A 14207-nucleotide genomic window follows, 5' to 3' on the forward strand; every position below is an offset into this window, starting at 1 on the left:
TTCCATTATCCATGGCCCGCTCTCAAACGGTATCCCTACCGATTGGAAGTTTTGCAAAAAACACTCTCAACCATCTTTCCTTGGCAATTTTTTCGCTGAGATGTTGCTGTTATGCGCAGTAGAGCTAAATCAATATAAATAGCTTTTAGCCCAGCCTTTCAGGAGCCTCACAGACAGCCCACTTTTTTGAAAGGTGCCTACATTCCTGCAGTGATACGACTTGAATTGAACTGTCTGTGATGGCTCTGATACTCGCAATTTATATTGATTTAGCTCTAAAACGCTTTAATTACCTAAGAAAAGATAGTTAACCTGAGATTTGGTTAGTTAGGGTGAAAGAAGCGATAAAGGTGCTAAGAAGGTGGATAGGGTGTTGCGAACAAAACTTCACAAAATAGGGATATTTTGTGAGAGCGCTTCAGGGATGAACTCGCAGCGTTTTTGGTCGGAATATCCTATTTACCTTCGGTGTTTGCCACCACATCCCTAGCGCTGCAACTAAGGCTTTTTGAACACTCGTACTTTTGTTTGGTTATAGAGCTTAGCTAAGTAATGTATTAAGCTGGATACAAACACCCAAGCACTTTAGGTTTTTTTGCACCGGTTAAAGTTGGAATATTCGCCGCTAAACGCTCAACAAAACAAAATGCTAACCAAGCAAAACACTGTGACTCAACCCAATCAGGATCAACCCCTTTGGCAGCTGAGCTCGCTACAGTAAAATCTTTACCAGCATAAAAACTCAAACGCTGCATCAATAAACTATTGTGCGCACCGCCACCGCATATCCAAATATCCGCTTGGTCAAAATAATTTTTGACCGCCTTGATAATAGTCACAGCAGTTAAATCAACCAAAGTGGCTTGCACATCTTGTGCAGAAATATCTGTGGCAAATTGCGCTAATTTTGCTTGTAGCCAAGCTAAATGAAAATACTCACGGCCAGTGCTTTTAGGGGCTGGGCGGCTAAAATAATCATCATTTAATAATAAAGTCAGTAAGTGATTATTTACCACGCCTGAATTGGCCCATAAACCATCTTTATCGAAATTGACTTTCTGATGTTTAAAAATCCAATCATTCAATAAAGCGTTGCCAGGGCCAGTATCAAAACCAGCAAGCACATCGCCACTTTGAGCAATCGCGGTAATATTCGCAATGCCACCAATATTAACTATCGCTTGATTGTTTTGGCCGCTGGAAAAAATACGCTGGTGAAATGCTGGCACTAAAGGTGCACCTTGGCCGCCAGCGGCAATATCTGCACTGCGAAAATCGCCAATAACATCAATACCAGTTAATTCAGCTAGTAATGCATGGTTACCAATTTGCACGCTAAAAGCAGGAGCAAAATCAACACAATGACGAATAGTTTGTCCATGATTGCCAATAGCGGCAATTTGTTCTGCTTTAATATTTTGTTGATCGAGTAATTCGTTTACTGCTTGAGCATATAAGTGGCTCAGTTGCTGGCTAACAACACCAACTTTTTCTACTTCATTGTCGCCACTTTGATACAAACGACGAATAGAATTAGCGAAGTTATCAGGGAAGGGTAAGTAATAATGACAGATAGAATTGATTAGATGTTGGCCATTGTTTTGGCTAATGTCTACTAAGCTGGCATCAACACCATCAGCGCTGGTGCCAGACATTAAGCCAATAAACAAAGGCATAAATCATCCATTAATTTGCGGCTAACAAAACATTTTTATTGGTTTGCAATAACGACATCATGTTAGTTGCTATTGCCATAAACTCTTGTTTCTCGCTCGATTCAATTGGTAGAGCTTTAGGTAACTGAACTGTTTTAGGGTTTCTATGCACCCCATTTACCAAAAATTCATAATGTAAATGAGCGCCCGTTACTCGGCCTGTTGCACCTACAGTACCAATTTTTTGGTTTTGTTTAACTTTAGCACCAGTGCGAACATATCTTTTATGTAAATGTAGGTATTTAGTCACGTACTCTTTGCCGTGCTGAATAAATACATAATTACCATTTAAGCTGTTGTAGCCAGATTTAATTACTTTACCGTCACCAGCAGCCACCACTGGGGTACCGGTACGAGCTGCGTAGTCAATACCACGATGAGGTGCTACTCGGCCAGTTACAGGATGTAAGCGGCGTGGATTAAAGCTAGAGCTAATATATTTAAAGTTAACGGGTGCGCGCAAAAATGCTTTGCGCATACTGTTACCTTCAGGTGTGTAATAGTTGCCGTCATTATGACGAATGGCGGTAAAAGCATCACCTTGGTTAACAAACTCGGCGGCTAAAATATTGCCATAACCCGCGTGTTCACCTTCAACTAACAACTCTTCGTAGACAACGGTAAAACTGTCGCCTTCACGAATATCTAAGGCAAAATCGACATCCCAGCCAAAAATGTTGGCAAGGTTCATAATTTGAGTGTCGTTTAAACCGGCTTGAACCCCAGCATTCCAAAAGTTACTTTTGATTACTGCTGCGGCAAAAGCGTGTTTTGTATCTACCGCTCGCGTGACTTGTTGGGCGTAGTAGCCATTTTCCGATGTGGTGATCTCAATAAATTCGAACTTAGACAAAGGATACATTAAGCGATCAAACTGGTTGTCTAAAAAGCCTAATTCGATGGTTTGGCCTGGGCGCATTTTATTGATAAGTGTATTAGCCGCTGGACCACTTTGGCTGACTTGTAACAAGGTTTTAGCTGATATTTTATTGCGCTCGAAAATTTTCGCTAAATTATCGTTTTTTTCAATTTTGACACTGCGCCATTCAATTTGAGCGTTGTTTTCGATATCTTGCTCGGTTAAATCGACGGCTTGGGTACTTTCAATTGTGTTTTCTAATGCATCACTAACTTCGTTTGCATCAGTTGCAGAACCTTTGTTGTTTTCAACTGTGGAGGGGACAACTTCAAGTGTGGATAAATCATATCTAACACCAGGTTTTAAACTGGTAGTGCTGGAGTCGTTTTGTTTGGAGGCGCTGGCGTCTTCTAGTGGCAACCATAACGCTATCACCATAACTAAAGTAATAAAGCCGATATAAACTTTATGTAATGTCGGAAAGTCGCTCCAAAAACGTGTCAAGCCACGCATTACTTCTTAACCTCTGTCACCTAAACAAGCGAAGAATATAATGAATTTGCTCTATTTACCAGCATACAAGCTTTAAATTCATTGAATTGACGGATAAAATGTCGGACTTTTATGCTGGATTGTCAACTTATCGGCACAGCACTGTTAACAGAATTCTAAGATAGTAGGTAAATCATGGCTGACATTCAGGCAGCACTAGCAGAAATTAAGCGCGGTGCAGAAGAGATTTTGGTAGAAGAAGAGCTAATTGAAAAGCTTAAATCAGGTAAACCATTAAAAATTAAAGCGGGTTTTGATCCAACAGCACCTGATTTGCATTTAGGTCACACTGTACTTATTAACAAAATGCGTGCTTTCCAACAATTAGGCCATGAGGTTATTTTCTTAATTGGTGATTTCACTGGTTTAATTGGTGATCCTACTGGCAAAAACGTTACACGTAAGCCGTTAACCAAAGAGCAAGTACTTGCTAACGCTGAAACTTATAAAGAGCAAGTGTTTAAGATTTTAGATCCGGCAAAAACGCGTGTTGAGTTTAACTCTAAATGGATGAATGAGTTAGGTGCTGCAGGTATGATTAAACTTGCTGCGCGTCAAACCGTTGCGCGTATGTTAGAGCGTGACGATTTTAAAAAGCGTTACACTGGCGGCCAGCCAATTGCGATTCATGAATTTTTATATCCATTGGTACAAGGTTGGGACTCAGTTGCATTAGAGTCTGATGTTGAGTTAGGTGGAACTGACCAAAAATTCAATTTGTTGATGGGTCGTGAGTTACAAAAAGAAGAAGGCCAAAAACCACAAACTGTATTGATGATGCCTTTATTAGAAGGTTTAGACGGTGTGCAAAAAATGTCTAAATCATTGAATAACTATATTGGTATTACCGATGCACCAAACGATATGTTTGGTAAAGTTATGTCTATTTCTGATGATTTGATGTGGCGTTATTTCGATTTATTAAGCTTCCGTCCAATTGAAGAAATTGCCCAGTTGAAAGTTGATGTTGAAAACGGCAAAAACCCGCGTGACGTTAAAATTGAATTAGCGAAAGAGTTAATTGCTCGTTTCCACGATGACGCTGCGGCGCAAGGTGCAGAGCAAGATTTTATTCAGCGTTTCCAAAAAAATGCCATTCCGGATGATATCGACGAAGTAACTGTAACTGCTGGTGAAGCTCAAGGTATTGCGAATTTGCTTAAAGAAGCTGGTTTAGTTGCAAGTACTAGTGAAGCTATGCGTATGATTAAGCAAGGCGCTGTGAAGATTGATGGCGAGAAAGTTGCTGATAATAAGTTGCAAATTGAGGTTGGTAGCGAAGCTGTTTACCAAGTTGGTAAACGTAAATTTGCTAAAATTTCATTAGCTTAGTTATTATTGCTGCAAGTATAGTGGTATGGGAGGTCAAGCTGGTTACGAGATGTTTCTCAAAACCGCTGAAATTCTGTGCCATAAATGCGAAGCTTAATGGAATATTGTTCGCAAAAACGCTTCGAGCCCATCCCTGGGTCGCTCGCAAAAGATATCCTTATCTTTTGAAGTTTTGCTCACAACATTTCCATCAACCTTCTCGGCAATTTTATTGCTGGTTGTTTCGTGTAATATATCTATGCTTGATGGAATGGAGTTTGTCAAAGCGCTGCAAGTATCGTGGCATGGAAGGTCAAGCTGGTTGCGAGATGTTTCTCAAAACCGCTGCAAGGCCATCCATGGCCCGCTCTCAAACGGTATCCCTACCGATTGGAAGTTTTGAGAAACACACTCCCAACCATCTTTCCTGACTTGCTTCAATGCAACTACATAGCTGAGGACTGTGATTAGATTTACCTAAGCAGAACGTCGTTTTCAGGGATGAAAAGGAGAGCGTACATCGAAGTATTTACAGCGATTCTGCGTGGTAAATGTAATTGCAGGCCGATTATATTGCAGGAACGAAAAGCGATTATAGAAAATATTAATTTACGGCATTTAAGTTGCCATTCGTGGCCGAAATATCTAAACTGCGTCGGTCATTTTTTAGAAGAACTGCGCTGTGAATTTATATAAAAAAATAAAAAATAAAAGCTTACAACTAGCCAGCTTATTGGCACTACAATGGGTTGTATCAACCTCATATGCGCATGCAGAAATAGCGATTATCATTGACGATGTCGGCTATCGTGCAACAGACCGCGCGCTGTTAACACTACCACCCGAAATTACCTTATCAATGTTGCCCCACACACCGCATGGCAAAGAGCTTGCTGATTTAGCCAGTGCACGTGGCCACGAAATTATGTTGCACATTCCAATGGAATCACTCAGCGGACAAACGCTAGAGCCGGGAACAATTTATAGCAGCATGTCAGAGCAACAAATAACCCAAACACTTGAAACAGCGATAGCTCAGTACCCACAAGTTATTGGCGTGAACAATCATATGGGTAGCAAACTAACTCAAATGGAAAAGCCGCTGGCGGCGATTATGCGAGTGCTGAAAAAACATAATTTATATTTTGTTGATAGCCGCACCAGCAGTGCATCGCAGGCGTTAATTGTGGCACAGCAAAATGGCGTGACAGCATATCGTCGGCATGTATTTTTAGACAACGAAATAGACGAAGTGGCTATTCAACGCCAGTTAAATAAAGTTCTGCATTTAGCCACCAAAAAACAAACTGTTATTGCAATTGGTCATCCGCATCCACAAACAATAGCGGTTTTGCAAAGGTTTTTTGCTCAGTACACGGCCAATGCAATTGCTTTGCAACGAGTGTCTGATTTAGCGCCCGCGCAAACCCAGATAGCACAATTAAATTACTAAACTAAACAATAAAATTAGAGTCATAACACTCATTAAAAATATAAGCACGAGGACTTTTGCGTGACACTGCACAACAAACTAATCATCACAATTACCTGTTTATGCAGCTTAATTGTCGGCTGTAACAGCACTAACAAAGTAGCTGAGATAAAACCTGTTATAAATAACAAACCAGTAGAAATAGTTAAAAGCCCAAGAGACGACAGGGAATATCAATATTTAGTCCTGAATAACCAACTAAAAGTATTGTTAATATCCGATCCTCAAACTGAACAATCTGTCGCATCACTTGCTGTAGGAGTAGGTAGTTATCACAATCCTAAAAGTCAGCCGGGTTTAGCGCATTTTGTTGAACATATGCTGTTTTTAGGCTCTGAAAAATATCCAGAGCCGTCTGGTTATTTTAACTTTATCGAAACTAAAGGTGGGTCGAGCAACGCATACACAGCCAAAGATCATACTAACTATTATTTCTCTATTCCGAATGAACATTATCAAGGTGCGTTAGATAGATTTGCAGATTATTTTATCAGTCCACTGTTTGACCCAGTTTATGTCGATAAAGAACGTACAGCGGTAGATAACGAATGGACTCGACGCAAATCGCACGATGGCGTGATTATTCAACGTGTGCGTGGTCATACCGGTAACCCCGAACATCCGCTAAGCCAAATTAGCGTTGGTAATTTACAAACACTGACCGACAAAGCGGATAGCAAACTGTTAGATGAAGCAGTCGGGTTTTATAAAAAACATTATTCAGCTAATCAGATGAATTTAGTGTTGGCAGGCCCACAAAACTTAGCTGAACTTGCTCGACTAGCAAATGAGTATTTTGCTGCAATAAAAAATACTCAGGTGAAAACCGATAAAATATCCGTACCCGGTATTACTGCAGATACGTTAAACCAACATATTTATTATCAGCCGCAGCAAACGCATAAATTGCTTTTTATTGAGTTTGCGTTAAAAGACAATAGTGCTGACTGGCAGTATCAAGCGAATCGGTATTTAAGTTATATCTTAAGCTCAGAAGAGCCGGGCACTTTAGGTGAATATTTACGTAAACAAAACTTAGCCATTTCAAGCTCAGTGCAATTCGCGCCAGACTACTATGGCAAAGATGGTTTTGTGCAAATTCATGTGTCGTTAACCGATGAAGGAATCAATAAAACAGATCAAATTATTGCGGCCACTTTGTCCTACATTAATCTGATTAAACAGCAAGGTGTTAGCGAGCAATATTACCAAGAGCTTGCGGCCATGGCGGTGGATGAATTTAACAATGGCGCTAAAGGTAATTTAATGCACTCAGCCACTAATCTGAGCGCAGCGTTATTTGATACTCCTGCTGAAAACCTATTAAACCGCGCTGCCGTATTCGCTGATTTTAATGCAGATAAAATTAACCAAGTACTGGCGCAAATGTCAGTTAAAAATATGCGTGTATGGCATGTTTACCCGCAAGTTGAAGTAAACCAACCAATTGACCACTACAACGGCCAATACGCAGTAAAAGCTATTACTGCTGATGAACAAAACAAATGGCAAAATGCGAGCCAAAACATTGCCATGCAATTGCCAAAAACTAACGAGTTATTTGATACACAAAAAGACTTAGGCATAACAGTAGAATTAACCAAACCGACCCAAGTTTATCATCAAGATGGTATTGAAGCTTGGTTAAGCCACAGCCCAAATTATCAACATAACCAAGGTTGGTTAGAACTCATTATTAATACAGATGTGGGTGACTGGGATGGTCAATATAAAGTGGCATCTCGGGTATTTCTCAACATGTTTGAGCAAGACTTAATTGCGCTGCGTGACAAAGCCGCCCGCGCCGGCATTAATATTTATATTGAGCCTTATTGGGGTGGCAGCATGCGCTTTAAAATTCAAGGAAAAAGCGCTAAACATTTATTGTTGGCGCAGCAGTTGTTGCAAGCTTTAGTTGACTTTAAGCCAACAAAACAAGAGTTTGAACAAGCGCTAACTAAATACCAAGAAGAGCTCGCTAATAAAGCCTTAGATACACCAGCAGAGCAGGCACAAAGATTATTAACTCAGCTAATGTACACAGCGCTAACGGACGACCAATTATTGCAAGCAAGCAAATATGTAAACTTAGCTGTGGTCAATAAATTTAAGCAGCAATTGTTAAATCGCAACAAAGTGCTAATTTTTGCTTATGGTGCTTACCGTCAGCATGAACTACTCAGTGCAATTAATACTTACGCGAGCATTTTACCTGCAGAGCGTAAACGTATAGATAGATATAAAAAGCCACTTATGGACATTCATGCCGGTGAGCAACTTAACTTTGCGCATAAAGTTAAACATACAGATCATGCTGTGTTGGATGCATTTATTGCCCCACGTGAGAGCTTAAAAGATAGTTTATCGCTAAAAGTATTAAACAACTTTTATCACAGTGAATTTTTTGCGCAGTTACGCACCGAAGAGCAATTAGGTTATCAAGTATCGAGCATGGCATTTGATTACCAGCTAAAACCTATTTTCGCTATGTTGGTACAGAGCAATAACACTGATTATAAAGCGTTGAAAAAGCGCATGGACACATTTAGAAAAGACTTTGCTGTGAAAGTTAGCCAACTGACGCAAGCTGAATTTGAACAAGCGCGTGATGGTTTGTTGAGTTATTACCAACAAGCACCGAATAATCTATATGATGAAGCGGGCAGCTATATTTACGACTTTTTTGACAATCAAACTCAGTTTGACAGTAAAGAGCGTAGCATCGAATTGTTGCAGCAACTGACCTTGCAAGATATTCAACAGCAATATCAAAATATGATAGTTGGCAAAAAACATATGGAATTGTTAATTCAATTACGTGGTAGCCAGTAACTTTTTCTCTTCATCAAAATAGCGGGTTAATTAAACCCGCTAACCCCCTTATTTTCAATTACTTCACTGCATACGTATGCATATAAAAACCTGATTACAAAAAAAAGTCGGGTGATAGAATGTTAAAAATTCGTATTAATTTTTTAACATTATGAGTAGTGGAATAACTATGAAACAGCCTAAGTTATCTTTTTGGCAAATATGGAATGTCAGTTTTGGCTTTTTTGGTGTGCAAATCGGTTTTGCACTGCAAAATGCCAACATGAGTCGCGTTTTCTCTGATTTAGGAGCAAACCTTTATTCATTGTCGTTTATGTGGTTGTTAGCACCGCTTATGGGCGTGATTATTCAACCTATTGTGGGTGCCAGTTCTGACAGAACTTGGACACGTTTAGGCCGCCGTAGCCCATTTATTTTAGGTGGTGCACTAACGGCTGGTATCGCAATGATATTAATGCCACAAGCGCCAGTGTTCGTAAGTTTTATTATGCCTATGCTCTTTGGTTTGATAATGCTTGCGGTAATGGATGCGGCTTTTAACGTTGCATTCCAACCATTTAGAGCTTTAGTGTCTGACATGGTGCCGGGCGAGCAGCGTAACCAAGGTTATTCAATTCAATCTTTATTGATTAACATGGGCGCAATTATTGGCTCAATTTTACCTTTTGTTTTAACTAATGTTTTATTGCTGAGTAACGAAGCTGAATTAGGTGAAGTTGCAGAAACAGTCGCTTGGTCTTTTTATCTTGGTGCTTTTATCATGATAGCGTCAGTTGTTTGGACTGTAGTGAAAACTAAAGAATATGCACCAGCTGAATATCGCGAATACAAAGGTTTAGCTGAAGAGCCAGCAGAGCTTGAGAAAAAAAGTCTAACAGAAAAAGCGCAAGGTATGTGGCAACTGATGACTTCTATGCCAACAACCATGAAACAGCTGGCTTTTGTACAATTTTTCTCTTGGTTCCCAATGTTTCTAATGTGGGTTTATATTTTGGCGGCAATTACCCAAACATCTTGGGGAATTGATGCTAAATGGTTTAATGCTGACTACATTCAATCTGTAGAGTCTGTACCAGCAGATATCAGTGCCGCTAAAGGTGCGGCCGGAGACTGGCTGGGTATTTTATATGCGATGATGTATATAGCCGCTGCGCTATTTTCAACTGTAATGGGCAAACTTGCCAATACACTTGGTCGCAAATTTACTTACGCAGTTGGTTTATTAGCAGGTGCTGTAGGTTTCTTGTCTATGGGGTTATTTACGCAAGCAGAAGTTGTTGAAGTTAATTTATTGATAGCACAAGTGGAAATATCGGCAGGTGCACTAGGTTTGTTAGTACCTATGATAGGTGTAGGCATTGCTTGGGCCGTTATTATTGCTATGCCATATTCTATATTAGCCGGTGCGTTACCAGCGGATAAAACTGGGGTATATATGGGTATATTCAACTTTACCGTTGCTGGCCCTCAAATTGTTTGTGGTATTATTGCTGGTCCTATTTTGTTATATCTATTTGATAACAATGCAATTGGTATGATGTGGTTAGCAGGTGCGTCATTAGTCTTGGGCGCCATTTCAGTCTGTTTTGTTAATGACAGTAAAGAAATCGCCAAATCTGAAATCAACAAAGCGCAGGGTAGCGCTACGGAAAACTCGCCCGCTTAAATCTGCATTAATGAGTGTGACAATTGAGTAAGTTGCCACACTCAGTTTCTCGGCATCTCCTCGGCAACGAGCCTGTTTCTGCCAGCCTGTTTCGCTTTGTATAGCTGTTGATCTGCATATTCTTGTAGCACTGTATAGGCATCTGAAATGGTTGGAATGGTGGATGAAACACCTAAACTTACCGTAACAAAGTCTGATACTTTGCTAAACTCGTGTGGGATAGCCAGTTGTAAAATGGCGTTGCGGATTTTTTCGGCAACACTAGCTGCAGCTCGCAATTCAGTATTCGGCAAGATAATCGCAAATTCCTCACCGCCATAGCGTGCTACATGATCACCACTGCGCATCACTTGGTCTGACAAGCATTTAGCGACAGCTTTCAATGTTTCGTCACCTAAGCTGTGGCCATAATTGTCGTTATATTGCTTGAAATAATCTATATCCAACATGATTAATGAAATTGGACTATTTGACCTAGCAGCTCGTCGCCATTCTTGAATAAAGGTCTCATCGTAATTGCGCCGGTTAGGAATTTCAGTTAAGCCATCAAGCAAAGCGAGCTTTTCTAACAAATCCGATTTTTTCTTGAGCGCTATTTGGTTGCGAATTCGCGCGTGCACAACCGACATATTGAAGGGTTTCGGAATATAATCCATTGCGCCAAGCTCTAAACCTTTTGCTTCGTCCTCTGCCGAATCTTTACCGGTAATAAATATCACGGGAATATTTTTGAAACGATCCGTCTGACGAATTTTTAATAATACTTGATAACCATCTATATTAGGCATTTGAATATCAAGTAGTACTAGGTCTATGAGCTGGTGATACTTATTGAGTACCTCTAAGGCTTGGGAACCATCTGAGGCAGTGTATACCTCATACAGTTGTGAAAGCGCTGATTGTAACATAACTGAGTTAATTTCTTGGTCATCTACAACCAGTATACAAGGGCGGTTTTTATTTGTTGTTATACTGTCGTCTGCGCGCATAATTTACCAAGAAGATGTTTCTTCTATTACTTTTTGCAGAGCGTCGTTAAACTCTTTAACTAAAGCTTCTGTTGCTAAATTATCAGCTCTTAACTCCGTTTCAAGAACCTTGGCATTATCGTAAAGTTCGACCATGCTTAAATTACCCGCTGCGCCCTTAATGGAATGGACTAATACTGCTGCGTCTTTTAATTTTCCAGAGGAAACGAGCGTTGTTACTTCTTCAGCTGAGTTTTTATATTGGTCGGTAAATTTATTCACCAACATCACAAACAGTTGTTCATTTCCTGCTAATCTTTCTAGCGCATCTGCTTTGTCGATTACCATGTATGTTTCCTTTAGAATAAACCTATAGTGTAAGTATAGGTATATTTTTTCTAACTTAAAGTTAATCTATTAATTTTAATCAGGTTGTTGCTAAATTTATGAGTCAGTTCGATTTTTCTAACATTAATACTGTTAAAAACCCGTGTATTGGTTATTGCCAATTGAATGAAGATGATGTGTGTAAAGGTTGTGGCCGAACTAAAGATGAGCGCACTGATTGGATTTTTTTATCTGAAGATGAAAAGCGTAAAATAGCAGATGATGCAAAAGTTCGGCTAGCGGCAATTAAAGAAGCAGAATAGGGCTTATTCGCTGGAAAAGCGGGGCATAGAAGGTCAAGGTGCTCGCAATATTTTTTGTAAAATCGCTTCGAGGCCATCCATGGCCCGCTCTCAAACGGTATCCCTACCGATTGGACGTTTTGCAAAAAACATTTACGATCACCTTTCCTAAACATATTTGTTGCTATTAGCTGCATCAAAGCAATGCCAATGCTTAATAAAATCGGGCACAAAAGCGACTTATTGGTTGAGGGCTGTGATTAAATTTACCAAAGCAGAACGTCCTTTTCGGGGGCGAAGCAGAAAAAGAAATTTTGCTCTAAGTTAATGCCCTAGCACTTTCCTAAATATGGTATTGCCTGTTATTTAGTCTATGACCTGCTTTTTCACGTAGCGATAAATGAGCTAAATAAAAGTGTACGCGAATGCTGGTTTTCTAAAACTTCACAAGATATGGATATCTTGTGCGAGCGGCCCATGGATGGGTTTAAAGCGTTTTTAGAAAACCATGCTTCGCGTGCGCTTGTTTGCACTGAGCGCAACGCAATCTATTCCAAGCGCTACAAATTTTTCTCAGCAAACGAGGCTAACCTAGAACGCATAACACCTGCAATATGCACAGTCGCGCTGCCTTCAAAGTCTTTAAATCGCTCAACTATATAAGTTAAGCCGGAGGTTAGTGGTGACAAATAGTTACTGTCAATTTGTGCCAAGTTACCACAGCAAATTAACTTAGTGCCTTCACCCGCTCGAGTAATAATGGTTTTTAACTGAGACGATGTCATATTTTGGCACTCATCCAAAATAACAATCGACTTTTGAATGCTGCGGCCACGCATAAAGTTAACTGATTTAAACTGAATGTTGGCCTTCTCAATAATATAACGTGTGCTACTTTCACGGCATTCGTCATGTCGATGTAAAAAGTCCAAAGAATCGCTAATCGCTCCCAACCAAGGTGCCATTTTTTCTTCTTCGGTGCCGGGTAAAAAACCAATAGACTCGGCGATTTCTGGGGTATTACGTGTAACGATTATTTTTTCGTAAATACCTTTTTCAACCACCATTTCCAAGGCTGCGGCCAAAGCTAATAAAGTTTTACCACTGCCAGCTGGGCCAGTTAATAAACATAAATCAATGTTGGTATCCAACAAAGCGTCCATCGCCATAGCTTGATGGAAATTTTTTGGCGAAATGCCCCAAGCATGTCGACCCATCATGCGGTCATAGCCTAAATCTTTCAGTTTTACCGTTTCTGCATTGTGTTCAATAACTTTGCCAGCAAAGGTTTTTGCTTGATCAAATAAGTATTGATTGATAAACAAAGTTGGTGGCAGGGCTGAGCGCTCTACCGTGTGTACCGTTTCACGGCCTTCGGTTTCACTATCGCAACTTTTTACTTTTGACCAAAATTCACCTTCAATTTCAGCATAACCTGTACTTAAGTATTTAAGATCCGAAATTAATTGGTCGGTGCGGTAATCTTCAACTCGCTCCATACCCGCACCTTTGGCTTTCAGGCGCATGTTGATATCTTTTGTAACTAAGATAACGGGTTGTGGGAATTTATCTTTCTGCAAATGCAAAGCAGCGTTGATAATTGTATTGTCATTTTCAGGGCCGGGCAGGGTAACTCGTTCGTTGGTGAGCAAGTGGTCTGGGTAAATGGCCAAGCGTCCGGTTGAACCATGTTCACTTTGATATCGTTTCATCGGCACACCTTCGGCTATTTCCTCTGGTGTGGCGTCTTTCAAAGCTTCTTCCAACGCGCGAATTGCTATACGAGCGTCGCGACTAACATCTTTTTTCCGATCTTTAATTGCGTCGAGTTCTTCGAGCACAATCATTGGGATATAGACGTCATGTTCTTGAAAATTGAGAAAGGCGAAAGGTTCGTGTAGCAGTATGTTGGTGTCGAGTACGTATATCTTGGTCATTTGGTCGTTGCTCATCAGACCCCCTTGATGCTTTTTATGAACCGTATTCAGCTTTTTCAGACTTAGCTGAAATATGGCAGGTTGGTTTTATGTCGCGTCATTGCGTTGTTAATTTTACTATCGGTTTAAATTTGCATAAGAGCAAGTATTTTTTGCAAAAAGTTGCTGGCGGAGAATTCGTGTGGGTTTGTTAGTCTTGGAGTTGAGGCGCTGCTAGATTGAGGGCATAAAAAAATCGAGTTAGTT

General features: G+C 40.3%; 10 protein-coding genes. 5 read left to right on the forward strand and 5 right to left on the reverse strand.

Going from position 1 to position 14207, the window contains the following annotated elements; genetic code table 11:
* Positions 1-557: 557 nt before the first annotated feature.
* Complete coding sequence (locus tag WSC_RS0100620; RefSeq protein ID WP_016953975.1) at positions 558-1676, reverse strand: anhydro-N-acetylmuramic acid kinase; 1119 nt, start codon at positions 1674-1676, stop codon at positions 558-560.
* Between the two features lie 10 nt (positions 1677-1686).
* Positions 1687-3087, reverse strand: coding sequence for a peptidoglycan DD-metalloendopeptidase family protein (locus WSC_RS0100625; protein ID WP_016953976.1), 1401 nt, complete (start codon positions 3085-3087; stop codon positions 1687-1689).
* A gap of 174 nt (positions 3088-3261) precedes the next feature.
* On the opposite strand from WSC_RS0100625, the gene tyrS reads away from it, so the two are divergent.
* From tyrS to WSC_RS0100645, 4 genes are all read left to right on the forward strand, one after another.
* Positions 3262-4458, forward strand: a complete 1197-nt coding sequence (tyrS, locus tag WSC_RS0100630; RefSeq protein WP_016953977.1) for a tyrosine--tRNA ligase — start codon at positions 3262-3264, stop codon at positions 4456-4458.
* 661 nt (positions 4459-5119) lie between these two features.
* Entirely contained in the window at positions 5120-5890 is a 771-nt protein-coding gene (locus WSC_RS21500) for a divergent polysaccharide deacetylase family protein (protein WP_016953978.1), read from the forward strand.
* Between the two features lie 60 nt (positions 5891-5950).
* Positions 5951-8761 carry an insulinase family protein gene (locus WSC_RS0100640; protein ID WP_016953979.1) on the forward strand — a complete coding sequence of 937 codons (2811 nt, stop codon included), beginning with the start codon at positions 5951-5953 and terminating at the stop codon, positions 8759-8761.
* A gap of 169 nt (positions 8762-8930) precedes the next feature.
* Positions 8931-10427: an MFS transporter gene (locus WSC_RS0100645; RefSeq protein WP_016953980.1), complete on the forward strand. Its 1497-nt coding sequence runs from the start codon at positions 8931-8933 to the stop codon at positions 10425-10427.
* Positions 10428-10468: 41 nt separating this feature from the next.
* Here the strand turns inward: WSC_RS0100645 and WSC_RS0100650 are convergent, their stop codons facing one another.
* Together WSC_RS0100650 and WSC_RS0100655 are read right to left on the reverse strand one after the other, a co-directional pair.
* Entirely contained in the window at positions 10469-11416 is a 948-nt protein-coding gene (locus WSC_RS0100650; RefSeq protein WP_016953981.1) for a diguanylate cyclase, read from the reverse strand.
* A gap of 3 nt (positions 11417-11419) precedes the next feature.
* Positions 11420-11743: an Hpt domain-containing protein gene (locus tag WSC_RS0100655; RefSeq protein ID WP_016953982.1), complete on the reverse strand. Its 324-nt coding sequence runs from the start codon at positions 11741-11743 to the stop codon at positions 11420-11422.
* A 98-nt stretch (positions 11744-11841) separates the two neighbouring features.
* Between WSC_RS0100655 and WSC_RS0100660 the strand changes: the two genes are divergently transcribed.
* The gene (locus WSC_RS0100660) at positions 11842-12045 is read left to right on the forward strand and encodes a DUF1289 domain-containing protein (RefSeq protein WP_016953983.1); all 204 of its coding nucleotides are present in this window, start codon (positions 11842-11844) and stop codon (positions 12043-12045) included.
* Positions 12046-12584: 539 nt separating this feature from the next.
* Here the strand turns inward: WSC_RS0100660 and WSC_RS0100665 are convergent.
* Positions 12585-13976: a PhoH family protein gene (locus tag WSC_RS0100665; protein ID WP_016953984.1), complete on the reverse strand. Its 1392-nt coding sequence runs from the start codon at positions 13974-13976 to the stop codon at positions 12585-12587.
* Positions 13977-14207 lie beyond the last annotated feature (231 nt).

The organism is Catenovulum agarivorans YM01 (assembly GCF_000281085.1).
Lineage (GTDB): Bacteria > Pseudomonadota > Gammaproteobacteria > Enterobacterales > Alteromonadaceae > Catenovulum > Catenovulum agarivorans.